Below are 26997 nucleotides of genomic sequence, written 5' to 3' on the forward strand. Positions count from 1 at the left end.
GACGTTCTCCTTGTCGATATGTCATCAGGAACCTTTGACGATGGCCGGCGGGAAGTAGCTGCCGTCCGCCACCGTGCCCTTGGCGCCGTAGTAGCGGAAGATCAGGCGGTACGGCAGGTCGGCACGGGTCGGCAACCAGTTGCCCTCGGGTGCGCCGGCGGGTTTTTGCGGGGCGAAGTAGAGCGTCAGCGACCCGTCCGCGTTGTAGGTCAGCGGCGAGTGGTTGTTGAGCAGGAAGCGCTGGAGCGGATTGGGCAGCACGCGGAAGGTCTTCGAGTCGGTTGCGGTGATCGACCAGAAGTAATGCGCCTGGCTGGCCGGCAACTGCTCGCGGGGGAAGGTCAGGCTGTAGCTGGCGCCGCCGTCGAGGGGCTTGCCGTCGGCGTCCAGGGCGCCGCGGAAGTAGTTCACCTCGCTGCGGGTATTGGCCCAGATGCCGCCGTAGTCCACCAGCGTGCGGGTCAGGTAGTTGCTGCCGTAGGTACCGGTGGCCGGTGGCCGCGACCAGCCGTTGCGCAGGGTGCCGCCGCCCATGGTCGGCGAGGCCTTGGCGAGGTCGGCGTAGGCGCGGCTGCGGATGATCTGGTCGATGCGCTGGCGCTGTTGCGGGTCACCGATCGCGGCGGCAACGGCGCGCACCTTGGCTTGCAGCGGCGCCATGCCGGGGTTGATATCGGGTTCGGCCAGGGCCGCCTCGGCGCCGTCGAAGATTTCCACGCCGGGCAGCTTCGGCCAGGCGAAGTCCGCTACCGGCGGCACCTGGGGCAACGCCGGCTTGCCGGTGGGCTGCAGGGTGAAGGCGCGTTGCAGGCGTTCGGCGCCCTGCGGGTCGGCGCCCAGTTCGACGCGGGTCAGCAGGCGCGCGCTACGTACCGGCAGGTCTATTCGACGGACATCGGCAGGCAGCTTCACCTGCGCGTCCTTCAGGCAGAAGGCGAACTCGCCGTCGGGGCGCTCGGGGGAGGTGCGCTCGTTGACGTTGGCCAGGGTCTCGCCCCAGCCGTTGAGCACCTGGGCGGTGTAGTAGCGGCCCTGGATCTTCGGCACGCCGAGCAGCGTGCAGCTGTGCTCGTCCAGCGCCAGCCAGGCTTCGGAATAGGCGACATCGAGGTTGGGGTTGGGCCAGTCCACCGCACCGGGCTTGCGGTGGACCAGGTTGTTCCAGCCCATGCCTTCGCTCAGGTCGATGCGCTGCTGGCGCAGCACCAGCGTGCGGCCGAACAGGTAGACGTAGGCGTCGCTGATCGCCTGCGCGTCCACGGCAGGCGCGGCCTCGCTGGCCAGGGCGAAGGGGCAGGTCGTCAGCAGCACGCTGGCCGCGACGGCGCTGAGGGCATGGGGCATCCGCATGGGGGGTTTCTCCGGCATGAATGAAAGGGCAGAGTAGTCCGCCCTTCCCTTTCACCGGCCCCTCCCCTTGTGGGGGGATCGTGCCTTTGCCTCAGTCCCGCAGCGAGGCCATGTCGATGACGAAGCGGTATTTCACGTCGTTGCGCTCCATGCGCTCGAAGGCCGCGTTGATGTCCTCCATGGCGATCAGCTCGCACTGCGGCAGCACCTCATGCTCGGCGCAGAAGTCCAGCAGTTCCTGGGTCTGCGCCAGGCCGCCGACCAGCGAACCGGAGATGGAGCGGTTGTTGCGCGCCAGCAGCGCACCGTGGATAGGCTCCAGCGGTTCCAGTGCGCCCACCAGCACCAGCTTGCCGTGGCGGCCGAGGAGCATCAGGTAGGGGTTGAGGTTGTGCTGCCGGGGGATGGTGTCGAGGATGAAGTCGAAGCGGTTCGCCGCCGCCTTCATCGCCTGTGCATCGCTGGACAGCAGCACCTCGTGGGCACCGAGGGCACGGGCGTCGTCGGCCTTGCCGGGGGAGCTGGTGATGACGGTCACCTCGGCGCCCAGGGCCACGGCCAGCTTCACCGCCAGGTGGCCGAGGCCGCCCAGGCCGAGCACCGCGACGCGACTGCCCTGCCCCACGCCGTGCTCGCGCAGGGGCGTCCACACGGTGATGCCGGCGCACAGCAGCGGGCCGGTGAAGCGCATGTCCAGCGCTTCGGGCACGCGCAGCACGAAGCGCTCGCTGACCACGATGTTCTGCGAATAGCCGCCGAGGGTCACTTCGCCGTTCTGCCGGTCACGGCCATTGTAGGTGGGCGTGGCGCCCAGCTCGCAGTGCGGCTCCTCGCTCGCTTCGCAGGCAGCGCAGTGCTGGCAGCTGTCCACCAGGCAGCCGACCGCTACCCGGTCACCCACCTTGTAGCGGCTGACCGCCGGGCCGACGGCACTCACCAGGCCGACGATCTCGTGGCCGGGGACGCAGGGAAACAGGGTGTTGTTCCAGTCGTTGTGCGCGTAGTGCAGGTCGGTATGGCACACGCCGCAGTAGGCGATTTCGATGGCGACGTCGTCCGCGCGCAGCTCGCGGCGGTCGATGCGCAGCGGAGCCAGCGGCGCGCGGGCAGCGCTGGCGGCGTAGCTGAGGCATTGGGACATGGATGACTCCTGATACGAAAACCGGGCCGGCGGCGCCGGCCATGCGGGGTTGCGCCGCCGCCCGGTGAGGGTGGCGGCGGGATCGGGGCTCAGAGCGATGGACGCAGCCAGGGCGCCGGGGTGGTCTCCGGCGATGCGATCTGGTTGCTGATCCACTTGCCCATGCGGCGCATCGGCTCGATGGCGTCCTGCGGGGCGGCGAACTTCATCGCTGCCGCGTAGCCCAGGGATACGATGCGCTGTGCGCCGTACAACGGCAGCACGTCCTTGATCCGGTCCTTGATCGCCTCGGGGTAGACGCCGACGGTCTGGGTGTAGGCGTCGACCGCATCGAGCATCTGCTCCAGCGAATCCACCGGCACCAGGTTGGCGGTGCGGTCGTCCAGGCTGGCGGCGAAGGACACCGCCTCGGGCAGCTGCGAGCAGATGATCGCGCCCTCGCCTTCGCGGCCGCCGATCACCCGGTACCAGTCGTCATCCAGGCGCAGCGCGTCGACGTGGGCCTTGAGCCCCGGGTCATAGCGCTTGGGCCGCGTGCTGACGGTGTTGGGCAACGCCAGCAGTGCCTCGTAGACGTACTGGCCGAAGCGGTTGAGGCGCTCCAGCCCGGCGCTGTCGGTGCCGCTCTGCACGTAGGCCACCCGCGAGCAGACGCAGCCCTTCTGGTTCAGCACGCCGATGTCGGTGGCCAGACGCACCGCCGCCTCGCGCAGGCTGGCCTCGCTGGCGAAGGCTTCGCTGCCGATGATGCTGGCGCTGCGCTTGGGGTCCAGGGAGATCAGCTCCAATCCCGGCTGGATGTAGCGGGTGACGTGCTTGAGCGCGGCGAAACCGCCCCAGGCGACGATCTTCTCGATGTTCTGCGGCTGGTACAGGCGCTGCTCCAGGGCCTGGTCGCCGCCCTTCCAGTAGGCCACGCTGAGGTGCTTGGTCAACGGGTGGTCGGGCGCCATGTCGATCATGGTGCGGGCGATGGCCAGGGCGGTGAAGGGGTCGTTGGACGGCGCCTTGATGATCGCATCGCTGCGCAGGACCATGTTGCGCACGATGGTCCACAGGGACAGCGCCACCGCGTTGCCGGCCACGATGTGCAGCGCGCGGGAGCCGAAGCAGCGGGTCTCCAGCTCGGTGCCGTCGAGCAGGCGCTGGCGCACCCAGCCCTCCAGGTACGGGATGCCGACGGTGCTCTCGGCCATCTCGATAATCGCCTCGCGGGTCAGCAGGTGGCGCAGGTTCATGTAGGCGCCGCGCACCATGGTCGGGGTGGTCGGTGCGGTCAGGTAGGACAGCTCGCAGGCTTCCTGCAGGTAACGGTTGCTGGCGAAGTCCAGGCGCTCGGCGAGGGCCTCGCAGTAGTCGAGGATGTCCTCGAAGCTCAGCGCGTAGAGGTCGGCCAGCTTCGCCGGGTTGCCCAGCGGCAGGCGGTCCAGGTAGCGGTGCGCGTCAGGGGTGAGGAAGGTCAGGTCGCCGCCGCGGCCACCGACCTCGATCAGGTGATCGGTGATGACCTCGCCACGGATGATCATCGGTGCGATGGGATGGCTCATGGCTCAGGCCTCCAGCGTGCTGAGGAAGTCCATCGCTTCGCGATGGGCCTGTTCGGACGCGGCGCAAGTGATCTTGTCGTCGCCGCCGTTCTTCTCGCTGTAGCGCTGCACGGGCCCGACCACATAGCGGCTGTGGCGCCCGCAGGGGCAAGGCGCGTCCCACTCGACGGTGACTTCGTCGCCGGTGATGAAGCCGCCCCAGCGCAGTTCCGCACCCAGGTCGAAGAAGGCTGCGCGGCCGGTCTGGCGGCCGCTGCGCGGCAGGGTTCCACCGGTTTCCGGATCGAGCACGAAAGGAATCGCGGTGTGCGCGAAGTGGTAGTTGCCGTGGTCGCACAGGGCGTGGGAACCGCTGACCACCTCGGACATCGCGTAGGTCTCGTTGATGCGCTGGGCGCCAGTGAATCGCAGCACCTCTTCGCGCCAACCCTCCGGTTGCACGACACCCTTGGCGCCGCCGGTGGTGGCGATGAAGGAACCGGGGTGGAAGACCCCTTCCAGACCGCGCGCCAGCCCTGCCTTGGCCATGTTGTGCAGCAGGTTCCAGGTGCCGCCGATATAGACGCGCTGGCCCTTCAGGCGCTGGGTCATCTCCTCGAAGAAGGCCGCCAGGTGCTGCGGCATCTCGGCCTGCAGCTGGTCGTAGGCCTGTTTCTTCGCCAGCAGCGCCGGGCTCAGTTGCAGGCGGTCGAGGGTGCCTCGGGCCTGGGCCGCGCGGACCTTGGCGCCCAGGTGCAGCACGTCGCTGGAGAGGGTCGCCGGGTACGCCGGGTGGAAGTTGTCCAGGCTCGGCAGCAGGCCGCGCATCAGCGCCATGTTGCCGCGCACGTGGCTCAGGTAGCCCTTGCGATAGTACGGGTACAGCGCATGCAACTGCGGATCGTGGGTATCCGGGCCCTGCATGTCCCAAGCGAAGAGCCGGCGCACGCTCGCCGCCTTCTCGAATTCACGGGTGCCCAACGGCAGGAACGACAGGGTGCCGGAAGTGCCCGAGGTATGGCTCAGGCATAACTGCGGCACCTGCGCATCGATCGCCTCGAACCAGTCGTCCAACCCTTCGCAGCCGCTCACGTCGGCGGCCTGCAGGGCCTCGCCGATCTCCGGAATCACCAGCTTGGACAACCAGCGGTTGATCGCGGCGAAGTTGTTGTTGTCCAGCAGTGACGGCGGGTAGGACTTGAAGACGGTGTGCTCGAACAGCAGCGGGACGACATCTTCGAGCCGCTCGATGCGCTCAACGCCCTCGGCATCGGCCAGGCGCTTGAGTACCGGGATGCGCTCGCGCAGTTGCGTGAAGCGGCGTTGCAGGGCGCGTATCTGCAGGGCGTCGATCTCGGCGCGGGGCATTTCGTTCCAGGCCTGGCGGGAATGGCCGACCAGGGCGACGGGGTCGCTGAGCAGCAGGTCGACCTTTTCGTCGATTGTTCTTGTCATTGTTCCGGGTCCTCGCTTGCACCCTTCGTACCACCGCCGGCACGAAGGACCGGCTGCCCGCCGCGGGCAGCCTTCATGGCAAGCCCAGTCTAGGGACTGGCGGGCCTGTGCTGTTCCGGATTCCCGATGTTTCTTTTGACAAACAAGTCGTTGAATTAAAACGACTTTTATCTAGTTTCGGAGGCGCTTTCCGAATCTGCGGTAAGCAGCGCATGGAGCATGCGCGCCAGCAGGCGCACGGTCTGTTCCTGCTGCAGGAAGTCGGGGCGTTCGATGACCAGCGCGCGCGGCAGCGCCGTCACCGCCTGGTAGGCGAGAAAGCCGGCCAGCTCGCGATCACCCACCCGCACTTCGGTGGAAAATCGCTCGACCAGCGCGGGGATCACCTGGGACACCCAGAAGCCCTCCCCGCGCACCATGTCCAGGCGCACCAGCTCGGCCTGGTAGGCGGTCTTGATGCTCAGTTCGGAGTCCAGCCGCAGCCAGCGCTGCAGCGCAGCCAGGCCGGTGTGCAGGAGCAGTTCGATGCCATCCATCAGGCAGGCGGAATCCGGCAGCGCGCGGATGCTGGCGATGACCTCGACCCGCGCCTCGCTGCGGTAGTCGTCGAAGATCGCCGCCACCAGCGATTCCATGGTGGGGAAGTATTCGTAGATGGAGCTGATGGCCACCCCGGCGTGTTCGGCGAGGCGGTGCACGGTGAGCGCCGCCCTGCCCTCGCGTTCGAGGATCTCGCGGCCGGTGATCTTCAGCGCCGCCACCAGCGCCACCGAACGCGCCTGGCGCGGGCGCTTGCGCTGGGGCGCCGGCAGCGCCACGCACAGGACCGGCTCGGCCGGTTCCTGCGCTGGTTTGTCGATGGGCTTGCGGGGCATGGACAACTCAGGGGGTGACGATGTTGAACATGGGGTCGAAGCTCGACATCGCAGCCATCAGTGCCTTGAACTTGCCGGCATCGCCCTCCAACTTGAGCGCATCCTGCTTGAGTGCGGTGGGGAAGTCCAGCTGCTTCAGGGCGATGCGGTCGAGGGTCGCCTTGCTCATCCGCAGGCTGACGTCCGGTTTGGCATGGCTGGCCCCCTCGCGGTAGGTCAGCACGCCATTGCGCAGGGTCAGGGCGAAGGACTGCGCCGGCTCGTCGAAGTCCCAGTTCAGGGTCATGTCGTGGCCTAGCGCCTTGTCCGAATCCAGGCGCACGGCCAGCAGGTCGAAGAACATCGCCGGGGTCGCGGCGCGCACCAGGTCTTCCACCGGGCGGCCCTTGTAGGGCGGCAGGCCGTTGCGCAGCTCGCTGGCGCCGACCAGGTACATGTTGCGCTGCACGCCCGACTCGGCGGCGTAGCCCAGCTGTTCCAGCGCGGCGGCCTGGGCCTCGCGGGCGGCGCGGTTGTCCGGCTCGGCGAAGACCAGGCGGTTGCCCAACTCGGCGGCCCAGCGGTAGTCGCCCTGCTCCATGGCCTGGCGCACCAGGCCCAGCACCTTGTCGGCGCCGCCCATGGCCGCCACGTAGCGCTTGTCAGCCTGCTCCGGCGGCAGCGGCGCGAGGTTGGCCGGGTTGCCGTCGTAGAAGCCCAGGTAGCGCTGGTACACCGCGCGCACGTTGAAGGCCAGATTGCCGTAGTAGCCACGCAGGTACCACTTGCGGTCCAGCTCGCCGGGCAGCTGCTTGACCGCATCGGCGATCTCCAGCGGCGTCAGTCCCTGGTTCAGCAGGTGCAGGGTGCGGTTGTTGATGAAGGCGTACATGTCGCGCTGGTCGGCCAGTTCGGTACGGATGCGCTCGCCGCCCCAGGTCGGCCAGCTGTGCTGGACGAACATCACCTCGGCCTTGTCGCCGTAGCGCACCAGGCTGTCGTCGAGGAATTTCGACCAGGCCTTGGCGTCGCGCACTTCCGCGCCGCGCGGGGTGAGTACGTTGTGCATCATGCGGGTGGCGTTCTCGGCCATGCCCAGGGCGTGCCACTGCGGCAGGTACAGGTTCATCTCCGCCGGCGCCTCGGTGCCGGGGGTGAGCTGGAACTCCAGGTCCACCCCGGCGATGCGCAGCGTCTCCTGAGGCTTGCGGATCAGTTCGGTGGGGGCGATCAGGCCGACGCTGCCGCCTCGCGGCGCCGCCTTGCCCAGGCCGCTGTCCACCAGCGCCTGCTCGCCACGCGGCAGCAGGCTGCCGCCCTGGTACATGGCGCGGCGCAGCATGGCGGTGCCGGCCAGCACGTTCTCGCTGATGGCGTGGTCCATGAAGCCTTCGGGGGCAATCACCCGCACCTTGCCAGCGCGCACGTCGGCCTCGTCGATCACCCCGCGCACGCCGCCGAAGTGGTCGAGATGGCTGTGGCTGTAGATCACCGCCACCACCGGCTTGTGCGGACGCTTGCTGTAGTAGAGGTCGAGGGCGGCGCGGGCGGTCTCGGCCACCATCAGCGGGTCGATGATGATCAGGCCGTCGTCGCCCTCGATGATGGTCATGTTGGCCAGGTCCAGCCCGCGCACCTGGTAGAGGCGCTCGGCGACCTGGAACAGCCCGGCATGGGTATTGAGCTGCGCCATGCGCCAGAGGCTGGGGTTGACGCTGTCCGGCGCCTTATCGGCGGCGAGGAAATCGTACTGGTGGGTATCCCACACCACGTTGCCCTGGGCGTCCTTGATGCTCCCGGCGAAGGCTGCCACCAGCCCGCGCTTGGCGTCGTCGAAGTCCTGCCGGTCGGCGAACGGCAGGCGGCCGAGCACGGCGTGGTTGGCGGCGATCGTGGCCGAGCTCGCCGGCAGCGGCGCGACGGGTTCGGCGGCCGAAGCCTGGCCGGTAAATGCCACCAGGGCGGCCAACAGGGACAGCGGGAGATATCGGCATTGCATGGTCATTACGTCCTTATCGTCGATGTCCGACCGGCGCGCTGCGCTTCGGATCGGCGTAGCTCATATCGGTGTAGAGATGCCCAGCAAGGTCCGGGCGATCAGCATTTTGTGAGTATCGGTGACGCCGTCGCTCAACGGCAGGCTGAGGGCCTCACGCATCAGGCGTTCCACCTCGCCGGCCCGCGCCAGGCCGTCGGCGCCCTGCAACTGCACGGCGTTGCGACAGACCTGCACGGCCATTTCGCTGGCATACCACTTGGCCATGGACACCTGCGGATCGCACGGCAGCCCCGCATCGATCAGCCCATAGGCCCGCCGGCAGAGCAGGCGCGCCGCGTCGGCCAGGGTGGCCATCTCGGCGAGCTGGGCGGCGAGCAAGGTGTCCGGCCCGCCCGCCAGGCGCTGCCGGGCAGGCTCCAGGCTGGCCTCCAGCGCGGCGCGCATCAGCCCCACGCAGAGCAGGCCGGTATCGATGCGCGCCACGTCCAGCGCCCGCAGGCTGTCCTGCAGGCCCACGCCATCCTCGCCGAGCAACTGACAACCGGGCACCCGCGTCTGGCTGAAAAAGACCTGGGCGGTGGATTGGGAATGCAGCGCAATGCACTCGGCGTTGCGCGTGACGAAGCCATGGGCGCGGCGGTCCACCAGCAGGTGCACCCACTGGTCGTCGGTGCGCGCGGCGACGATGACGAAGTCCGCGTAGTGCCCGTTGGCCACCCAGGTCTGCTCGCCATCGAGGATGAAGTCCTCGCCTTCGCGGCGGGCCGTCACCCGGGGCGTATCCACCGTGGCGCCCACGTCGAGGCAGAAGGCACCGAAGCTGCGGCCGCCGAGGACATCCGGCAGGTAGCGTTCGCGAATCGCGGCCCGCTGCGCCGGCAAGCCGGCAAGGAAAGCGGCCACGGCCTTGTTGGTCTTCACGCACAGGGTTACGTCCGCCGACAGCGTCCCCAGCTCCTCGAACAACATGGCTTCGGTGAGCCGCGCCAGGCCCAGGCCGCCCTGCTCTTCGGCGATGCTCGCGCCGGGCAGGCCGAATTCGGCGATGCCCTGGGCCAACTCGCGCATGCGCCCCTTGGGCAGGCTGCGGTCGCGGAACTCCCGCGCCACCGGCACCACCTCGCTGTCGAGGAACTTGCGGAAACTCGCTACCGCCAGACGCTGCGCTTCGCTCGGTATCTCGTTATGCATCTGCCCTCTCCCTTCCCCAGTGCGGTGCCACCGTGCAACTCCGGCGTCGGCCCGGCCTGAGCCGGACCGTGATGCGCGTCCTCCCTGTCGGAGGGCGCGCCTCAAGCCAGGTGGCGAGCGATGATGAGTTTCTGGATGTGGCTGGTACCTTCGTAGATCTTGGTCACCCGTACGTCGCGGCAGTAGCGCTCCACCGGGAAGTCCGCCAGGTAGCCGTAACCACCGTGGATCTGCAGCGCGTCGGAGCAGACCTTCTCGGCCATCTCGCTGGCGAACAGCTTGGCCATCGAGGCTTCCTTGGCACAGGGCACGCCCATTTCGCAGAGGCGCGCGGCATGCACCAGGTACTGGTGCGACAGCTCGACCCGGGTGGCCATGTCGGCCAGGTCAAAAGCCACGCCCTGCAGCTGGATGATCGGCGCGCCGTAGGCTTCGCGCTCCTGGGCATAACCGACCGCCGCCTGCAAGGCAGCGCGGGCGGTGCCGGTGGCCACGGCGGCGATCGCCACGCGGCCTTCGGACAGCGAGCCCATCACATTGCGGTAGCCGGAGCCCTCGGCACCCAGCAGGTTTTCCGCCGGTACCCGGCACTCATCCAGCTGGATGGCGGCGACCTGGGCCGAACGCTGGCCCATCTTGTGTTCCACGCGGGTCACCACGTAGCCGGCGTGAACCTTCGGTTCGACGATCAGCAGGCTGCTACCCTTCTTCCCGGCGTTGCGGTCGGTCACCGCCAGCACCAGTCCGACGCCCGCCTCGTTGCCGTTGGAGATGAACTGTTTGCTGCCATTGAGCACGTAGTTGTCGCCCTCACGCCGGGCGCTGGTGCGGAAGGCCGCGGTGTCCGAACCGGCGTGGGGCTCGCTGAGCAGGAAGGCGCCGATCCGGCTGCCGTCGGCGATGCCCGGCAGGAACTTGCGCTTCTGCTCTTCATTGCCCAGGCGGGCGATGGTCAGGCCCACCGAGTTGTGCACGTGGATCAGGGTGGCGAAGCCGGTGTCGACGGCGGCGAACTCCTCGATCGCCAGGCAATACTCGACGAAGCTGGCGCCGGAGCCGCCGTAGGCTTCGGGCACCAGCATGCCGAGGAAGCCCAGCTCGGCCACGGCCGCCAGCTCCTCGCGGGGCCAGGCGCCGGTGCGGTCGCGCTCGGCGGCGGTTGGCGCCAGGACCTCGGCGGCAACCTTGCGGGCGCTGTCGCGAATCAGCCGCTCCTGTTCGTTCAGGAAGATCGTGGACGTATCACTCATCTTGCTTACCTCACAATTCAATTCATCAGGGGCGCCGTGCGCGGCGGGCTCAGACGCAACGGGCGACGGGTTCGTCGCGCCGCTCGCTCACGCTCGCCTTCGGCGTGGTAACGACGTTGCACGCGGCGCGGGGCCCGGAGGCACCGACGCCACGCAGCAGGAAATGGGAAAGCGCCGGGATGAGCACCAGTGCGCCCAGCATGTTCCAGACGAACATGAAGGTAAGCAGGATGCCCATGTCGGCCTGGAACTTGATCGGCGAGAAGGCCCAGGTGATCACGCCGGCGGCCAGGGTCACGCCCACCAGGGCGACCACCTTGCCGGTGAAGCGCAGGGCGTGGCGGTAGGCCTCCACCAACGTGGCTCCGGCGCGCTGGCTGGCCAGCTGGATGCTCAGCAGGTAGAGCGCGTAGTCCACGCCGATGCCCACGCCGAGGGCGATCACCGGCAGGGTGGCGACCTTCACGCCCATGCCCAGCACCACCATCAGCGCCTCGCAGAGCACCGAGGTGATCACCAGCGGGACCACCGCGACGATCACTGCGCGCCAGCTGCGGAAGGTGATGAAGCACAGCACCACCACTGCCGCATAGACGTACAGCAGCATGCTCAGGTTGGCCTTCTTCACCACGATGTTGGTGGCCGCTTCGATACCGGCGCTGCCGGCGGCGAGGAGGAACTGGTGCTCTGCCGTGCTGTGCTCGGCGGCGAAGCGCGCGGCGGCCTCGACCACCCGTTCCAGGGTCTGCGCCTTGTGGTCGGCCAGGTAGGCCACCACCGGCATGATCGAGCACTCGGTGTTGAACAGCTCCGGGTTGGTGGTGCTGGCGGTGCGCGCCGCGTAGTTGAGCACGTCCTGGTTCGGCGACAGGGTCAGCCACTTGTTGCTGCCCTCGTAGGAACCGGCAGTGATCTTGCGCACCGCGTCGGCCAGCGACACCGTGCTCTGCACTCCCGGCACCTGCTGCAGGGTCCAGCCCAGGCGGTCGGCCTCGACCAGCGTCTGGTAGGCCAGGCAGCCTTCGGCCGGGGTCTTGACGATCACCGCGAACTGGTCGCTGGACAACGAGTACTTGCTGGTGATGTAGGCGTTGTCCAGGTTGTAGCGCGAGTTCGGACGCAGCTCGGACGCCCCGGCGTCGAGGTCGCCGATCTTCAGCTGCGTGCTCAGGGCGAAGCCGCCGGCCCCCAGCAGCGCCGCGCCGATCAGCAGCGGCGTGGCCCAGCGGCGCTCGGTGAAGCGCTCCAGCAAGGCCCAGACGCCACCAGCGCTGCGCTGTTCGGCACGCAGGCTGCGCGCGGCGGCGCTCGCGCTGACGCCGGTATAGGACAGCATCACCGGCAGCAGGATGAGGTTGGTGAACACCAGCAGCGCCACGCCGATCGAGGCGGTGATGGCCAGGTCCTGGATCACCGGGATGTCGATCAGCATCAGCACCGCGAAGCCCACCGCGTCGGCGGCCAGCGCCGTCAGCCCGGCGAGGAACAGGCGGCGGAAGGTGTAGCGCGCCGCCACCAGGCGGTGGGTGCCACGGCCGACGTCCTGCATGATGCCGTTCATCTTCTGTGCCCCGTGGGACACGCCGATAGCGAACACCAGGAACGGCACCAGGATCGAGTACGGGTCCAGCTCGTAACCCAGCAGCGCGATCAGCCCCAGTTGCCAGAGCACCGCCACGCAGGAACAGCCCAGCACCAGCGCGGTGCTGCGCAGGCAGCGGGTCCAGCCATAGATGATCAGCGCGGCGATGACGGCGGCCACGGCGAAGTACAGGATCATCTGCCGCAGACCGTCGAGCAGGTCGCCCACTACCTTGGCGAAGCCGACGATGCGCACCTGGATGTCGGCGCCATCCTGGGCCCCGGAATACTTCGCGCGGATCGTCTCCAGGCGCTTGGACAGCTCCCAGTAGTCGATCGGCTTGCCGCTGTCGGCGTCCTTGTCCAGCAGCGGCACGAACACCATGCTGGAGCGGTAGTCGCCACCCACCAGGTTGCCCAGCAGCTGCGCGCGGCCGATGTTCTGGCGCAGCTGATCGATGTCCTGGCGGGTACCGGAATAGTTGTCGGGCATCACCGGACCACCGGCGAAACCTTCTTCGGTCACCTCGCTCCAGCGCACCACCGGCATCCACAGCGACTTCAAGTTGGCGCGGTCGACGCCCGGGGTGAGGAAGAGATCGTCGTTGATCTGCTTGAGCGCCTGCAGGTAGGCCGGGTCGAAGATGTCGCCCTTGCGGTTCTCCACCACCACGCGCACGGCGTTGCCCAGGCCCTTGAGTTCGTCGCGGTACTCCAGGAAGTTGCGGATGTACGGCTGGTTGTGCGGGATGGTCTTTTCGAACGCCGCGTTCAGCGTGAGCCCGCGCGCCTGCCAGGCCAGCAGCGCGGTGGCCAGCAGGCACAGCAGCACCACCACCAGGCGGTGGTTGAAGATCAACCGCTCCAGACGGCTGCCCGATGCGTGATCGAAATCGCGCAGGTCGGCGATGGTCTGCAGGTGGTCGGTGGAATTGTCGATAGCCATCACGTTACCCCGAATGCTGGTGTTCTCATTGCAGGCTTTCCAGGCGCACGCCGCCCAGCCCGACCAGGGCCACGTTGGCGCCCGGCGCTGCGGCCACGGCGAAGTTCGGCGCCGCGCGCGCGACCTTCAGCGGGTGGAAGCTGGCGCCCTGGTCGGTGGAGCGCAGCAGCTCGCCGGACTGGCTGCCCAGGACGATCGAGCCGTCGGCCAGCACGGTGCCGGTGTTGAGCCCGGCGTCGGTGCCGGTCTGTACCTTGTGCCAGCTGGCGCCACCGTCGGTGCTGCGCAGGGCGTTGCCGCGCAGGCCGTAGACCAGCACCACCTCGGGCGTGCCGACGATGCCGAACAGCGTGCCCTGGTAAGGCAGCTCCAGTGCGCGGAAGCGTTGCTGCCGGGCGTCGAACTTGAGCACCAGCCCCTGCTCGCCCACCATGAACAGCGTGCCGGCCGCCGGGCGCATGGCGTACAGGTGCATACCGCGCGGGTTTTCCACGCGGTCGAGCCAGGGCGTCCAGTGCTGGCCGCCGTCCTCGGTGCGCAGGATCAGGTTGAACGCACCAATGGCGTAACCGCGCTTGTCGTCTTCGAACCACACGTCCAGCAGCGGCTTGTCCGCACCCTGCGCAACGGCCAGCTCGGCCTCGTGTTGCAGGCGCGCCGCGTCGGGGTCGTCCGGGTTGGCCGGTCGGCCGTACTGGCGCTTCAGCAGTTCGGCGATCCGCGGGCCGTCGAGCTGGCGCGTCCAGCTGTGGCCGCCGTCGGCGCTGTGCAGGATCACGCCTTCGTGCCCCACCGCCCAGCCCTGCTGGGGGTTGGGAAACGCCAGGGCGTTGAGGTCGGAGCTGACCGGCACCGCGGCCTGGGTCCAGCTCTGACCGTCGTCGGAATACAGGATGTGCCCGCGCTGCCCGGCGACCACCAGGCGCTGCCCGGCCACGGCCAGTGCGTTGAGCGGCGCTTTCAGCGCCAGGGCGCTTGCCGGCGCCGGAACGTCCATGGGCGCGACGAAGGCTGGCTGCGCCGTGACCGCACCCGCCAGCACGGCCAAGCCGAAGGCCAGCGGAACGCCGAGGATTCTTCTGAACATCTGTTGCCCTCACATCGGTTGTGCCCCGGCAGGAAGTCGCCGGGGCGGTGCGGCGGACGCCAGGGCGCCCGCCGCCGTTTCACGCGCGGAGCCGGGCTGGCTCCGCGCGCGACACGCTCTGCACTCAGATACTGGTCTTGAAGGTGAAGTACAGGGCGCCACGGTCCTCGAGCAGGGACTGACTGCCGCTGGGAGTGAGGGCCGCGCCGTTGGCGTTCTTCGAGAAGTCGCCGAAGTAGTCGACGTACTTCAGGTCGAAGCGGTAGCGGCTGTACAGGTCCAGCGCCATGCCGACGGCATAGCTGCCGGCGTCCTCGTTGCCGCCGGAGGCGACCGCCGAGTTGCCCTGCAGGCCCACCGAGTAGCTCAGCGGCATGCTCAGGTCGCCGCCCGGGAACACCTGGTACCAGGTCGGCGTGAAGTTCACCGCCATGGTGTAGGCGTTGCGGGTCACGGCGTCGATGTTGGTCGACACGGCCTTGTACTGCGAGCTGCCCTTGAACAGGTTCAGCGGGTCGTCGTTGACCGACACCCAGCGGCTCCAGGTCAGTTCGGTGGCCCAGGAGGCGGCGTCGAACAGCGGCGTGGAGCTGACCGAGCCGATGGCGTTGAGCACGCCATGCACGGTGTCGCCACGGGCGCCGAGGATGTCGCCACGGTCCGGCAGCGCGGCCAGCGAGGTCACCCGCGCCGGGCTGCTCACCAGCGGCATGTTGTGGCGGTAGTTCAGGTCCAGGCCGAAGCTGATGCCGGCGACTTCCTTGGACAGGCTGAAGCCGTACATGTCGATGTCCGAGCCGTAGTCCATGAAGTACTGGGGCTTGCGGGTCTGCAGCAGGATGACCTGCGGCAGGGTGTCGGAGAAGCGGCGCACGTAGAGGCCCAGGGTGGCGTCCAGCGCCTCCGGGGTCCAGCGTGCCATGACGCCCCAGTCGCCGGAGTCATGCGGCTCGATGTCGTCGCCATGGGTGGCGCGCAGGTTCGGGGTGAGGATGAACGACTCGCCACCCTGCAGGTAGATGTCGGAGAAGCCCAGGTAGGTGCCCGCCTCCGGCACCCGCGACGGCCGCCATTCGAGGAAGTACTGGGCGGCGAACGACAGCTCCGGGTTGACCTGCAGCTGGGTCGACAGCTGGGTGCGCGGGATGTACAGCTCCTTGGCCTCGATGCCCGGCAGCGCCAGGGCCTTGCCCTGGTCCAGCGGCGCCTGGCCGTAGGAAATGCCGTGGATCGCGCCGCTACCCAGCAGCGATTCGCCCCAGTTGACGGTGTGGCGGCCGGCACGCATCTGCAGCGGCGAGTCACCCAGGTTGAAGGAGCCGAACACGAAGGCGTCGAGGATTTCGCCCGAGGGGCCTTCGTAGTAGCGGTTGGCGTAGCGGCTCAGACCTTGCGCCGGCCGGCCGTCGCCGTTGAGGTGGTTGGACGTGGCGGTGTTGTCGCCGTCCAGGCTCCCGGCATAGGCATCGTCGTACCAGAGCGCGGCGCTCACGCGCGCACCGTACTTCTGCTTGTAGACCAGGTCGCTCTCGCTGAGGATGTCGATGCGGTTGGCGACGATGCTGTTCTTCTTGAAATTGCGGTCGCCATCGTCGTTGTTGGGGTTCTTCAGGATCGCCTGCTTCTGGTCGTCGATACGCTTGCCGAGGTTGTAACGGAAGGTATTGTCGAAGCGCAGTTGCAGGTCCGGGTTACCGGTATCGATCTCGATGGCCCGGGCATTGCCCGCACCCAAAGCGCACAACACCAGGACGCTCGCGCTCAGTGCCTGGGATACAGCTGGCTGATTCTTCATCATCTTGTTCTTGTCGTTGGCCATGTGTGTGTCCTCTCTCCCCTCGATATCCAGGCCGCGGGCCGATGGCGCGAAGCCAGGAAGACGCTCAATCAGTGATCGAGTGGAGCAAGGGTGCCAGCGGCCGACGAAAGCACTCCCCCCCTTTTTTTGGGGGCACTCCCCCCCTCCTCGCGCGGCCACCCTGACAACCTGGCCGGCGCGCACAGCCGCCGCTGGCAGGCGATCACCAAGGAGCGACGATGGACAACGACAACCGGCCCCGGCACGACGGCGGGCTGACCTATCCCTGCGGCCCGCGCCCGGCCTTCGGCGAGATGCGTGAAGTGGCGCCCGGGGTGCAGTGGACCCGCATGCCACTGCCACTGTCCCTGGCAGCGATCAACCTGTGGCTGCTGGACGACGACAGCGGCTACACCCTGGTCGACACCGGCATCAACAGCCCCGAGGCCCGCCAGACCTGGGAGCAACTGTTCGATGGCGCACTGAACGGGCGGGCGCTGCAGCGAGTGCTGGTCACCCACCTGCATCCGGACCATGTCGGCCTCGCCGGCTGGCTCTGCGATCGCTTCGACTGCCGCCTGTGGATGACCCGCCTGGAGTACATGCAGTGCCGGGTACTGGCCGGCGATACCGGGCGCGAGGCGCCACCCGAGGGGCTGGCCTTCTACCGCCGGGCCGGTTGGGACGAGGATGCATTGGCGATGTACCGCTCACGCTTCGGCAATTTCGGCCGGATGATCTGGCAGTTGCCCGACAGCTTCCGGCGCATCCGCGACGGCGAGTCCGTGCGGATCGGCAATCACCACTGGGAAGTGGTGGTCGGCGCCGGCCACACCCCCGAGCACGCCTGCCTGTACGATCCGGCGCGGCGCCTGCTGATCACCGGCGACCAGGTGCTGCCGAGGATTTCGTCGAACCTCTCGGTTCACCCCATCGAACCCGACGCCGACCCGATCGGCGACTGGCTGGTCTCGCTGGTGGTGTTGCGCCAGCGCATCGCCGACGACGTACTGGTGCTGCCCGCCCATGGCGAACCCTTCCATGGCCTGCACGCCCGCCTGGACCAGTTGCGCGACAGCCTGCTCGCCACGCTGCAACGGCTGCGCCAGGGCTTGCAGCGGCCACGGCGCGCAATCGATACCTTCGAACTGCTGTTCTCCCGGCCGATACCCATGACCGACGGCAGCCTGATGAGCCTGGCGACCGGGGAAAGCCTGGCGCACCTGAACCACCTGCTGCATCGCGGCGAACTGGAAGTCGAGACCGACAGCGACGGCGTCGCCTGGTATCGCCTGCGCAGCGACGCCGCCACCGAGGAAACCTCAGCATGAGCAAGCCACAACCCGAAGTCCTGGAAGCCTACGCCTACGCCCAACCAATCCCGACCCGCTGGATGGACAACGACGTCTATGGCCACGTCAACAACGTCGTCTACTACAGCTACTTCGACACCGTGGTGAACAGCTACCTGATCCGCCATGGCGTCCTGGACTACCTGGCCGGCGACACCATCGGGCTGGTGATCGAAACGCAGTGCAACTACTTCGCTTCGCTGAGCTTCCCCGATACCGTCAATGCCGCGCTGCGCGTGGCGAGCATCGGCAACTCCAGCGTGCGCTACGAGATCGGGCTGTTCCGCAATGACGAGCGGACCTGCGCGGCCAAAGGGCATTTCGTGCACGTCTACGTCGACCGCGAAACGCGCCGCCCGGTGCCCCTGCCCGCAGCGCTGCGCCAGGTGCTGGAAGGCCTGCAGGTTCAGGCCGAGCCGGCCTGAAGGTTCGGGCAGCGCCGCCCGGCGGTTTCAGCGGGTGCCGCACTGGATGTCGAGGGTCAGCGCGTTCAGGTAGGAATTCTCGGCCACGTGGCGAACCAGCGCCGCGAACTCCTCGGGCCGGCCCATGCGCCGGGGGAACAACAGGCTGTTGACGATGGTTTCGGAGACCTTCGCCGGCATGCCGGCAGACATGCCCGACTCGAACAGGCCCGGCGCCAGGCTCACCACGCGGATGCCATGCTCGGCCAGGTCACGGGCGATCGGCAGGGTCATGCCGATAACCCCGGCCTTGCTCGCGCTGTAGGCCGCCTGGCCCATCTGCCCTTCGCGCGCGGCGCCGGACGCGGTATTGATGATGACGCCACGCTCGCCGCCCTCGTCCGGTTCATTGGCGCTCATCGCCAGGGCCGCATGGCGGATGACGTTGAAGGTGCCGGTCAGGTTGACCGCCAGTACGCGGTTCCACAGTTCGGTGGGGAACAGCTGGCCCTTGGAGAGGGTCTTGCTTGGGCCGAGGATGCCGGCGCAGTTCACCGCCACGTGCAGGCCACCCAGCTCGCCCACCACCTGCTCGATGGCGGCACTGACACTGGACTCGTCGGCCACGTCGACGGCGATGCCGCGGATTTCGCCGCCCAGCGCGGCGTCCAGGCGCTCCTGCTGCAGGTCCAGGCCGACCACCCGCGCGCCGGCGGCAGCCAGGGCGCGACAGGTGGCGAGGCCGAGCCCCGAAGCGGCCCCGGTGACGATGGCGACCTTGTTGTGCAGATTCATGCGCGTGCTTCTCCCAGGTTCGTGATTCGTACGGCCACTGCGGCCGGCCATCGAGCTTAGGCAGCGTCTGGCGCGGGCGTCCCACCCCCTTTTTAGGGGGTAGCGGACGTCCGCCGGGGCCTCGAAAAAGCGCGGGATTGACGGTCCTTGACGCTCTCCGGACACTCCAGTACGGTCGCCTTTGCACCTTCATGCCTGACCGCGCCACCGCCCCCGAGAAGGGCCGGCGTTCGCGGCCAACCATCAAGCGTCAGGGAAAAAATGACAATAAATCCCGCCCGACACCTGGTGTCGACCAAGTTCTCCCCGCCGCGCATCGGCACCAAGCACGTGCCGCGCGCCAACCTGATCGCCCAGCTCGACCAGATGCACGAGTGCCGCCTGGCGCTGATCACCGGCGCCGCCGGCTACGGCAAGACCACCTTGCTGGCGCAATGGCGCCAGGCCCGCCTGAAGGCCGGCGCCGAGGTTGCCTGGATCTCGCTGACCGCCGACGACAAGGGCTACGCGCCCTTCTGCACCGCGCTGATCGAAGCGCTGCGCCGGCTGGGCGTCGGCGTGGAGTTCGACCTGCTGCAGGAAGACGGCACCGCCACCGCGATGGACTCCACCATCGCCGCCATCGTCGATGCCGCGGAGAACCTGTCCAAGGAGCTCTACCTGATCCTCGACGACTATCACCATGTCGAGGTGCCGCTGGCCCACAAGCTGGTGCAGAAACTGCTCGACCAGGGCCCCGGCAACCTGCACCTGGTGATCGCCTCTCGGGTCGCGCCACCGCTGAGCCTGTCGCGCCTGCGAGTGATGCAGCAGGTGGTGGAGATCGAGAGCGTCACCCTGCCCTTCGACCCCGCCGAGACGCGTACCTTCGTCGAGGAGAACCTCGGCCGCGACAAGCTCAACGCCGACGAACTGAACCTGATCCACGAACTCACCAGCGGCTGGCCGTCCTGCCTGCAGCTGATCGTGATCATGCTGAAGAACCGCCCCGACACCCGTTCCATCCTGCATGACCTGATCTGGCGCTCCAGCGACCTGCAGACCTACCTCAGCGAAGAGGTGGTCGAGCACCTGCCGGCCGAACTGGTGGAGTTCGCCGAGGCGCTGTCGCTGTTCCGCCGCTTCAACGCCGCCATGGCCCGCGCGGTGACCGACAGGGCCGACGCCGGCGAGCTGATCAAGCGCATGGAGGACGAGAACCTGCTGATCTACCGTGTCGACTCCGACGACCGCCTCGCCTGGTACCGCCTGCACCCACTGTTCGGCGAGTTCCTCGCCACCCGCCTGGCCCGCCACGGCGGCGACCTGCAGAAGCAACTGCACCAGCGCGCGGCACGCTGGTTCGCCGAGCACCGCTGCCTGACCGAAGCCGTGCGCCACGCAAGCCTGGGCGAGGACCTGGACTTCGCCACCCAGGTCATCGAGCGCACCGCGCCCTCGACCTGGAGCCTGGAGTACCTGGGGCCCACGCTGCACCTGCTGGAGCGCCTGCCCGAAGAGGTGCTGCTACGCCACAAGCGCCTGCTCTTCCTCGCCTGCCTGACGGTGTCGCTGACCTCGCGGCCGGCTCGGGCCAAGGCCTGGCTGCAACACCTGAGCACGGCGGACCTGCAGGGGCTGCCGGAAATCGCCAACGGCCTGCCGATGATCCGTGCCGCCATCGCCGTGCAGGACGACGACACCGATCTGGTCATCGAACTGCTGGAGCCGCTGCGCGATGCCAGCGTGGAGAACCCCTTCCTGCGCTACGTGCTGCTGTCGGCGCTGACCGTCGCCTACTCCGCGGCCGGCCGTTACAGCGACGCCCGCCGGCTGTTCGACCAGCACCCGATTCCTCCCGAGGACCGTGGCAACGACATGGCCATGGTCGCCGAATTCTCCAGCGCCACCAACCTGGTCACCGCCGGCTACTTCCGCGATTTCGAGAAGGTCGGTTCGCAGCTGCTCGAGCACTCCACCCGCGAGGGCGGCAGCCGCTCCATCTGCGCCAACCTCTGCGCCAGCGCCCTGACCGAGGTCTTCTACGAACTCGACCGCATCGACGACTCCCGCGAGACCATCGCCAACCGCTTCGGCCTGCTGCATTCCTCGGTGCCGGACGTGATCGTGCGCACCAACGTCACCCGCGTACGCCTGGATCTTTTGCAGAAGGGCTCCGAGGCCGCGCTGGCGTTCCTCGAACAGCAGATCGCCCACCTGCGTTGCCTTGGCCAGGTCCGCCCGGTGGCGCAACTGCTGGGCGAGGAAATCCGCGTACTGCTGCTCAAGGGCAGCCGCGGCCGGGCCGGCGAACTGCTGGAAACCCTCGACGAACTGGCTCGCCAGCATGGCACCGAGCGCGGCGCCCGTGCCGAACTGCCGGCGATTGCCGCACTGGCCCGCGCCCGCGTCCTCAAGGCCGAGGACTCGGAACAGACCCTGGCCCAACTGGAGATCGTTCGCGCCTACGCCAAGGCCTTCGATCGCGGCCGCATGGCGGTGCTGGCCGACCTGCTCGCGGCCTCCGCGCTGGAAGACCTCAAGCGTCCCGACGAAGCCTTACAGCGCGCACGCCAGGCGGTCAGCGACGGACAGCGCTTCGGCCTGGTCCGCACCTTCATCGATGAAGGCCCGCTGGCGGAAAGACTGCTCGCCCGCCTGGTCGAGGAGCAGGCGGTGGAAGGCGAGGTGCTGGCCTACACCGAGGAACTGCTCGCCAAGCTCAACGACCCCTTCGCGGTCAACGCCAGCGCTCCCCGCCCGCGCCGCGCCCTGCCGGCCAAGACCCAGGCCGTGCTGACCAAGCGCGAGATCGACATCCTCGCGCTGGTGGCCCAGGCCATGTCGAGCAAGCGCATCGCCCATACGCTGGACATCACCCTGGAAACGGTGAAGTGGAACCTGCGCAACATCTTCGCCAAGCTCGGTGTGTCCAGCCGTTACGACGCGATGATCTGGGCGAAGAAGCACAACCTCATCGAGTAACGCCGCACCTGCCGAACACCCAGGGCGCCGCCGCGCGCCTGGTTCCTCCCGAGCGTCTTTTCCGCAGCGCCAATCGCGTCCCCGGCCACGCCGACGCGATTGGCATCGAATGACAAATCAATGGCGTAGCCCAGCGATTCGCAACAACTCCCGGATGTCACCTTAGGTCGCACTCAAGACCACCGGGAACTCTCTCCATGCTCACCGCAGCTCGCATCGCCGCAGGCACCCTCAGCCTGCTCCTCACTCACCTCCCCGTCGCCGCCGAACGCGACGCCAGCGCCGGGCAGAGGGCCTTCCAGAACAAATGCGCGGCCTGTCACGCCCTCGACCAGGACTAGGTCGGCCCCCACCTGTCCGGCATCGTCGGCCGGCCCATGGGCGCGGTCCAGGGTTACGCCTATTCCGCGGGCCTGGCCAGCGCCGGGCAGACCTGGAGCCTGGAGCGCCTCGACCAGTGGCTCACCGCTCCGGCACGAATGATCCCCGACACCAACATGGCCTTCGGCGGGCTGCGCAACGCAGACGAGCGCAAGGCGATGCTCTGTTACCTGCAGAGCCAGGGATGATTTCGGCGCGGACGGAGTCACAGGCGGCTGGCCACCCGCAGCCGCGGATACATGGCACAACCACAACAAGGATAAGAACAGTGCGTATCACCTCCTTCAAACGCTGCCTGCTGGCAGCAGCCGTTTCATCGGGCACGCTGAGCAGAGCAATGCGGTCGAGCCATAGGTTTAATTTTCAGGTTTTGACTGTTTGCCTCGCAGACCGAGCGAGACTCTCCTAGGGAAGCATCTGTTCGAACCGGCCCAATATCCGAAGGCAGCAATCGGCTGCGGCCTTTGACTAGCGGCATCGAGTGCTCAGCACGTTCCCACGTCGAGAGAGAACCGAACGGACTCCACGAGCCAATTCAGCGATTCCTCGGAGCGTAGGTAGCCATCTTCACTTTCGTTGAGGCAGACCACGCCTACCAAGGGACTAAACTCAAGCCCCACGCACCGACAGGCATCCTGAAACGCTCGTAGTGCCTCGCCCTCCACTTCATCGTCGAGCCCCATGATGAAGTCGTGCATCTGCTTTAGCTGATCGACTGAAATCGTGAGAGATGTCGGGTGATAGAGAGGATCACCAGCGTGATCATGAGAGAGGTGGTAGGCCGGCTCGCTGCTGGATCGAACAGCCTCAACGAAACGCTCAATTTGGCGCCTGATCTCTGCCCGGAGCAAGAAATCAGAGAGGATGGCGTTGTGGCTCGTCATGGAAATGCACCTAGCTGGCTTTAGTCATACCAGGAGCCAACTGGGTTAATTTCTACGAACCAACCAGTCCGAATACGAGGCTTGCTCACCCCGTCTCGATACGGTCAACCACCGCGCTCCATCGCAAGAGTTGAAGCGTCCGGACGACGCCTTTTCAGGGCAGACGACCTGCTCCAACTGCCCCATCACGCAAACAGGAATGAGGCAGGTGCATTGGATCGACTGCGGGTGAAAGTCGATATAAGACATGTCTGGAATGCAGCTATCCGCGGCTACAGCCAAATCCATGCTGACCATCCCCATAGCTCTTCGTAGCTGCCTTACACAGGTAGCTCGCTCGGCGGAACAGGTCAGCTAGTTCTCCTTGATCACCAGCAGCTCGACTAACCAGGTATCCAGCTGCTCGGGGTATCTCCACCAGACCACTCACCTCCTCCACGCTGAGCCCCAGCGCACTCGCCCATGCCTCCTGCAGGCGATGGAAGATGTTCTGCTCAGTAGAGGTCTTCCTACCCACCGTGAAGTAAGCATCTCCGTTGAGCAGGATCAGCAGGTGGTAATGCGGTCTCTCTCCCCTGCTCTCTTCTCTCGCCCACACGTATCTGACCCTGCTGTCATGAGCATATCGATGCCGAGTGCGAGCCCTTTGTCGGTCATGCTCGATCTTGGCCTTGAAGGACTCCAGGAACCTACTGATGACCTCGTTGGTGCACACGTAGTCAGGCAACTCAGTACCCAGTGGCAAACGTAGATCGACTCGGAAGGCAAACACCCTGGAGTACTGCCTGAGGGAGCGTTCTATGGTGCTGTGTAAACGAGATAGGTACTGCTCGATGAATGGCCCCTTCTCTGCCATGACAGGTAGGCCCTGGAAGGTGCTGACGTTATGCAGGTGGAGGTTGGTATTGCTGGGATGGCGAGGCATGAAGGCTGCTCCTGTGTGAGGTTCATATCCTCTGCACGGGGAGTAACTTTCTACTGGTCGATGGCTAGGGAAGACCTAGTGATTGGATGGACGAGCTGGGTTGGGATGGTTTGAGGAGAGATGACGGCTAGGGGAAGGTGGGTGGATAGGGATAGGGATAGGGCGAGGGTTGAATGATGTGAGATTAGATGACGGATATAAAGCATATTACCCGCACCGAAAACTTATCCCTCAAGGAGCTCGGATAGACCGAAGCAAAAGCATCAATGTCGATTGGGAATTTTCGGTGCTGATCACTCCGACAAAAAATCAATCACCTCCCCACTTCCCTAATCGAATCGGATGTTCAACCAGGGCAGCAATCGACACACAGCTGCCCTTGGCAAAGGTCAGCTTCAGGTCGGTAGCAGCCTCTCGTTAAAGGCAGAAATCGGCCAGCTACAGCCATTCACTCTTCTCAGGATATCAGTCGGACACTTACGCGGCTGCCGGGTCGAAAACGCGGCACTAGGATGTTAATCAACCATGACGCAAGGAGGTAATTTTGACGGACTATGAGTTTGCCCAAGCCGCTCATCCGCACAGCTGGCTGCTCGTTGCGGACAACCTCTACGAGCAGTCGAAAGGACTTCTACGTCAGTTCCCAACTGGCAAAACTATACAACTGGATGGCAATGGCACCCTCCTCGGTGAGTGGCCAAGCAGTAGCCGGTCAACCTTTCTACTTGCTGGGTTTGCGCTTGAGAACGCCATAAAAGCCTTTCTCGTATACGAGAATCCACAGTGGGTTTCCAATGGGATATTGGCTCGTCCCCTTCGGTCTCATAGGTTAGTAGCGCTTTCGCAGCAATCTAATCTTATTCCTTGGCAAAAACGTGGCCCAATAATCCTATCTAGCTTCGAGCGTGGGCTGGAATCTTGGGCCCGTTACCCTTGCGCAATAAGTGCTGCAGAAACTGAGGTTGAGCAGAACCTTTCCCCAGCGTTATGGAAAAATTACTTGAGGCTCATGCGTGCTTACGGAAAATCGCTCATGGCGCTCCTACAGCGAGACTGGAAAGGCCCTCACGGAGTCGAGGGCCGTTTCGAGTTCAGTGGTAGCTACCTCGGGGCGCAATCCATCAAGTGACTCCACGTTCGGGCTCGATGGCAAGTATGGTCGTAGTCGCCACAATCGGGCGATTTCTGCCGCTGGCTAGGAGCTGCTACCGACCCATAGCAGACATCGGCCCTCGGGAGTGGGGGGGAGATTAGCGGCGAATCTGAATGCAGCCTGAAGTCAGCAATGGCAAGAGCGGCGTTGGTGGATTGTGCATTGTCCGCCAGTGGTCGAGGCGGATCGCTTTCGAGGTGCCTGATTGGTGCTGGTGAATTCGACGTCGAGCTTCCGTCTGTTGAATCGGCCACTGGTCGGTCGGTGGCTACTTGATATCATTATCCCTGCGTAAAATGTGCCTTTAGGATCAGCTTACCCATGGAATGTGCCGCTGCCGGGCCGGAATCACGCCAGAAGGCTAGCTCCTATCAAGGGGCTATTTTCAATGCTCCACAGAGTTTTACTCCATGCCGTCCGGCTCCGTTCCCAGAATTAATCTGCGTACATTGATATTGCTCTTCGCCCTGTTGGCAATCCTCGCAACCTTACTCAACGATCTTTATGCAACCTACCGGATCCAGCGTGAAACGCTGGTTCACAATTCTTTGGAGGCCAATCGCGCTTATGCCGCCAAGGTTGCACTGACCATCGGACAGAGCTTGGGTGAGGACCTTGCTCGCTTGGCCTACAGCGCCCGGATCATTGGCGAAGATTTTCGCCTTGAAGCCCATCGAGGGGCTGAGGCTCGCCGGCTGGCCGAGCAGGACGATAGCTTCAACACGGTAATTGTTGCTGATGCGCAAGGACGCATCGTTTCTTCCTATCCCACGTCGCTCAGTGTGAACGGTCAGACCTTACGCTCCAAGGTTCCGCTGGAAGAGCGCAGAGCGATGATTAGCCCTGCGTTCAGCTCGTTGGTAGGAAACCTGATCGTGTTTGCCTCACAGCCAATCTGGAGCCCTGAGGGGGAGTACCTCGGGTTAGTAGGTGGAACCATTTATCTGCATAAGGACAATGCCCTGAACGAGATCATCAGCAAGCATTTCCAGCAGGACTCCTCCTATGTTTATCTGGTGGATGGAGAGCGCCATCTGCTGTTTCATCCAGACCCGAATCGTATCGGCGAGCAAGTCGGGAAAAACCCTGCGATCGATGCAGTGTTGCGTGGCGAAAGTGGTGCGTCCCCCATACGCAGCTCAACCGGGAGGGACATGCTGGCCGGCTATGCGGCAGTACCTCACAGTGGATGGGGCGTCATTTCACAGCAACCATTGAGTGTGCCTCTCGATACCCTTTGCAATCTGATGCTGCAAGTCGTGATTGGCATCATTCCGATGAGCTTGCTCGGCCTGATGCTACTTTGGTGGGCTGCGTCGCACATTAGTCGGCCTCTTAGCCAACTGGCTGAATATGCGGGACAGCGAGCTAGCGAGGAAGGCATTCGCAAGGTGCGTGCGTGGTATGCCGAAGCTTGGAGTATTCGGCGAGCAATGATCATCGGCGCTCTGCTGACCCAGGAGCGCATAGGAAAACTCAATCGCCAGGCATTAAGTGATCCGCTCACTGGTCTTGGAAATCGCCGTGTAATGGAGAGCGCGTTGAATGATTGGCACTTGCTCGGGAAGCCCTATGCCGTAGTAAGCATGGATATCGACCATTTCAAACGAGTCAATGACAAGTATGGGCACGCCGTTGGCGACAAGGTGTTACAGGCATTTGCGACCCTGCTTGGGCAAAATTGTCGAGACGGCGACTTGGCGTGCCGAGTAGGCGGTGAGGAGTTCATCCTCTTGTTACCGCAAACGAGCCTGGCTGCAGCCGCAGAAGTCGCCGAGCGTATTCGCCGCTCACTGGAGATGACCCCGATACCTCCTGCCGGGCAAATCACCCTGTCCCTCGGTGTATCCCACTGTGGGGCTGAACAAGCAGATCCCTCCAAGGTGCTGGACCAAGCCGATCACTTGCTTTACCAAGCCAAGCAGGCAGGCCGCAATCGTGTGATGGCAGAAGTGTAGGCA

General features: G+C 65.8%; 20 protein-coding genes. 6 read left to right on the forward strand and 14 right to left on the reverse strand.

Features of this window, described 5'->3' with window-relative positions; all coding sequences use genetic code 11:
• Positions 1-24: 24 nt before the first annotated feature.
• The 11 genes from AC2T4A_RS22740 to AC2T4A_RS22790 all read right to left on the reverse strand — a co-directional run bounded on the left by AC2T4A_RS22740 (position 25) and on the right by AC2T4A_RS22790 (position 16199).
• Positions 25-1350 (reverse strand): DUF1214 domain-containing protein, encoded by a 1326-nt coding sequence (locus AC2T4A_RS22740; protein ID WP_486741860.1) that lies wholly within the window; start codon positions 1348-1350, stop codon positions 25-27.
• Positions 1351-1441: 91 nt separating this feature from the next.
• Positions 1442-2491 carry an NAD(P)-dependent alcohol dehydrogenase gene (locus AC2T4A_RS22745; RefSeq protein WP_486741862.1) on the reverse strand — a complete coding sequence of 350 codons (1050 nt, stop codon included), beginning with the start codon at positions 2489-2491 and terminating at the stop codon, positions 1442-1444.
• A gap of 89 nt (positions 2492-2580) precedes the next feature.
• Positions 2581-4038, reverse strand: coding sequence for an acyl-CoA reductase (locus tag AC2T4A_RS22750; RefSeq protein ID WP_331319402.1), 1458 nt, complete (start codon positions 4036-4038; stop codon positions 2581-2583).
• A 3-nt stretch (positions 4039-4041) separates the two neighbouring features.
• Entirely contained in the window at positions 4042-5472 is a 1431-nt protein-coding gene (locus AC2T4A_RS22755) for a hypothetical protein (protein WP_486741863.1), read from the reverse strand.
• A 167-nt stretch (positions 5473-5639) separates the two neighbouring features.
• Complete coding sequence (locus AC2T4A_RS22760) at positions 5640-6347, reverse strand: TetR family transcriptional regulator (protein ID WP_486741864.1); 708 nt, start codon at positions 6345-6347, stop codon at positions 5640-5642.
• A 7-nt stretch (positions 6348-6354) separates the two neighbouring features.
• Positions 6355-8325 (reverse strand): alkyl/aryl-sulfatase, encoded by a 1971-nt coding sequence (locus AC2T4A_RS22765; RefSeq protein ID WP_486741865.1) that lies wholly within the window; start codon positions 8323-8325, stop codon positions 6355-6357.
• A gap of 60 nt (positions 8326-8385) precedes the next feature.
• Positions 8386-9516: an acyl-CoA dehydrogenase family protein gene (locus tag AC2T4A_RS22770; protein ID WP_486741866.1), complete on the reverse strand. Its 1131-nt coding sequence runs from the start codon at positions 9514-9516 to the stop codon at positions 8386-8388.
• Between the two features lie 101 nt (positions 9517-9617).
• Complete coding sequence (locus AC2T4A_RS22775; RefSeq protein WP_486741867.1) at positions 9618-10766, reverse strand: acyl-CoA dehydrogenase family protein; 1149 nt, start codon at positions 10764-10766, stop codon at positions 9618-9620.
• Between the two features lie 49 nt (positions 10767-10815).
• Positions 10816-13293 (reverse strand): efflux RND transporter permease subunit, encoded by a 2478-nt coding sequence (locus tag AC2T4A_RS22780; RefSeq protein ID WP_486741868.1) that lies wholly within the window; start codon positions 13291-13293, stop codon positions 10816-10818.
• Positions 13294-13318: 25 nt separating this feature from the next.
• Positions 13319-14380, reverse strand: a complete 1062-nt coding sequence (locus tag AC2T4A_RS22785) for a WD40/YVTN/BNR-like repeat-containing protein (RefSeq protein ID WP_486741869.1) — start codon at positions 14378-14380, stop codon at positions 13319-13321.
• A gap of 124 nt (positions 14381-14504) precedes the next feature.
• A complete protein-coding gene (locus tag AC2T4A_RS22790) occupies positions 14505-16199 on the reverse strand; it encodes a DUF1302 domain-containing protein (RefSeq protein WP_052177989.1) in 1695 nt (564 codons plus the stop codon).
• Between the two features lie 218 nt (positions 16200-16417).
• Here AC2T4A_RS22790 and AC2T4A_RS22795 point away from each other — a divergent pair, with 218 nt between their 5' ends.
• Complete coding sequence (locus AC2T4A_RS22795; RefSeq protein ID WP_486741870.1) at positions 16418-17509, forward strand: MBL fold metallo-hydrolase; 1092 nt, start codon at positions 16418-16420, stop codon at positions 17507-17509.
• Positions 17506-17955, forward strand: a complete 450-nt coding sequence (locus tag AC2T4A_RS22800; RefSeq protein WP_275611716.1) for an acyl-CoA thioesterase — start codon at positions 17506-17508, stop codon at positions 17953-17955. The genes AC2T4A_RS22795 and AC2T4A_RS22800 overlap by 4 nt, the downstream gene beginning before the upstream one ends.
• Positions 17956-17982: 27 nt before the next feature.
• Here AC2T4A_RS22800 and AC2T4A_RS22805 read toward each other — a convergent pair whose 3' ends face one another.
• Positions 17983-18729, reverse strand: coding sequence for an SDR family NAD(P)-dependent oxidoreductase (locus tag AC2T4A_RS22805; RefSeq protein ID WP_331319411.1), 747 nt, complete (start codon positions 18727-18729; stop codon positions 17983-17985).
• Between the two features lie 288 nt (positions 18730-19017).
• Between AC2T4A_RS22805 and AC2T4A_RS22810 the strand changes: the two genes are divergently transcribed.
• From AC2T4A_RS22810 to AC2T4A_RS22820, 3 genes are all read left to right on the forward strand, one after another.
• Positions 19018-21693, forward strand: a complete 2676-nt coding sequence (locus AC2T4A_RS22810) for a helix-turn-helix transcriptional regulator (RefSeq protein ID WP_486741872.1) — start codon at positions 19018-19020, stop codon at positions 21691-21693.
• A 197-nt stretch (positions 21694-21890) separates the two neighbouring features.
• On the forward strand, positions 21891-22034 hold the full coding sequence (locus tag AC2T4A_RS22815; RefSeq protein ID WP_486741873.1) for a hypothetical protein: 144 nt from the start codon (positions 21891-21893) through the stop codon (positions 22032-22034).
• Positions 22035-22070: 36 nt separating this feature from the next.
• The gene (locus tag AC2T4A_RS22820) at positions 22071-22262 is read left to right on the forward strand and encodes a c-type cytochrome (protein ID WP_486741874.1); all 192 of its coding nucleotides are present in this window, start codon (positions 22071-22073) and stop codon (positions 22260-22262) included.
• Positions 22263-22559: 297 nt separating this feature from the next.
• Here AC2T4A_RS22820 and AC2T4A_RS22825 read toward each other — a convergent pair whose 3' ends face one another.
• Entirely contained in the window at positions 22560-22958 is a 399-nt protein-coding gene (locus AC2T4A_RS22825) for a hypothetical protein (protein WP_486741875.1), read from the reverse strand.
• A 262-nt stretch (positions 22959-23220) separates the two neighbouring features.
• Positions 23221-23883 (reverse strand): inovirus Gp2 family protein, encoded by a 663-nt coding sequence (locus tag AC2T4A_RS22830; protein ID WP_486741876.1) that lies wholly within the window; start codon positions 23881-23883, stop codon positions 23221-23223.
• 1563 nt (positions 23884-25446) lie between these two features.
• On the opposite strand from AC2T4A_RS22830, the gene AC2T4A_RS22835 reads away from it, so the two are divergent.
• Positions 25447-26994: a sensor domain-containing diguanylate cyclase gene (locus AC2T4A_RS22835; protein ID WP_138526823.1), complete on the forward strand. Its 1548-nt coding sequence runs from the start codon at positions 25447-25449 to the stop codon at positions 26992-26994.
• Positions 26995-26997 lie beyond the last annotated feature (3 nt).

The organism is Pseudomonas sp. PVC-3-1, from assembly GCF_057444315.1.

Bases quoted from the DNA above. Each gene is read 5' to 3' on its own strand.
- AC2T4A_RS22815 (WP_486741873.1), top strand. From the start codon at position 21,891: ATGCTCACCGCAGCTCGCATCGCCGCAGGCACCCTCAGCCTGCTCCTC.
- AC2T4A_RS22805 (WP_331319411.1), bottom strand. From the start codon at position 18,729: ATGAATCTGCACAACAAGGTCGCCATCGTCACCGGGGCCGCTTCGGGG.
- AC2T4A_RS22775 (WP_486741867.1), bottom strand. From the start codon at position 10,766: ATGAGTGATACGTCCACGATCTTCCTGAACGAACAGGAGCGGCTGATT.
- AC2T4A_RS22785 (WP_486741869.1), bottom strand. From the start codon at position 14,380: ATGTTCAGAAGAATCCTCGGCGTTCCGCTGGCCTTCGGCTTGGCCGTG.
- AC2T4A_RS22745 (WP_486741862.1), bottom strand. From the start codon at position 2,491: ATGTCCCAATGCCTCAGCTACGCCGCCAGCGCTGCCCGCGCGCCGCTG.
- AC2T4A_RS22835 (WP_138526823.1), top strand. From the start codon at position 25,447: ATGCCGTCCGGCTCCGTTCCCAGAATTAATCTGCGTACATTGATATTG.
- AC2T4A_RS22790 (WP_052177989.1), bottom strand. From the start codon at position 16,199: ATGGCCAACGACAAGAACAAGATGATGAAGAATCAGCCAGCTGTATCC.
- AC2T4A_RS22820 (WP_486741874.1), top strand. From the start codon at position 22,071: ATGGGCGCGGTCCAGGGTTACGCCTATTCCGCGGGCCTGGCCAGCGCC.
- AC2T4A_RS22830 (WP_486741876.1), bottom strand. From the start codon at position 23,883: ATGCCTCGCCATCCCAGCAATACCAACCTCCACCTGCATAACGTCAGC.
- AC2T4A_RS22825 (WP_486741875.1), bottom strand. From the start codon at position 22,958: ATGACGAGCCACAACGCCATCCTCTCTGATTTCTTGCTCCGGGCAGAG.
- AC2T4A_RS22770 (WP_486741866.1), bottom strand. From the start codon at position 9,516: ATGCATAACGAGATACCGAGCGAAGCGCAGCGTCTGGCGGTAGCGAGT.
- AC2T4A_RS22765 (WP_486741865.1), bottom strand. From the start codon at position 8,325: ATGCAATGCCGATATCTCCCGCTGTCCCTGTTGGCCGCCCTGGTGGCA.
- AC2T4A_RS22760 (WP_486741864.1), bottom strand. From the start codon at position 6,347: ATGCCCCGCAAGCCCATCGACAAACCAGCGCAGGAACCGGCCGAGCCG.
- AC2T4A_RS22800 (WP_275611716.1), top strand. From the start codon at position 17,506: ATGAGCAAGCCACAACCCGAAGTCCTGGAAGCCTACGCCTACGCCCAA.
- AC2T4A_RS22780 (WP_486741868.1), bottom strand. From the start codon at position 13,293: ATGGCTATCGACAATTCCACCGACCACCTGCAGACCATCGCCGACCTG.
- AC2T4A_RS22750 (WP_331319402.1), bottom strand. From the start codon at position 4,038: ATGAGCCATCCCATCGCACCGATGATCATCCGTGGCGAGGTCATCACC.
- AC2T4A_RS22755 (WP_486741863.1), bottom strand. From the start codon at position 5,472: ATGACAAGAACAATCGACGAAAAGGTCGACCTGCTGCTCAGCGACCCC.
- AC2T4A_RS22795 (WP_486741870.1), top strand. From the start codon at position 16,418: ATGGACAACGACAACCGGCCCCGGCACGACGGCGGGCTGACCTATCCC.
- AC2T4A_RS22740 (WP_486741860.1), bottom strand. From the start codon at position 1,350: ATGCGGATGCCCCATGCCCTCAGCGCCGTCGCGGCCAGCGTGCTGCTG.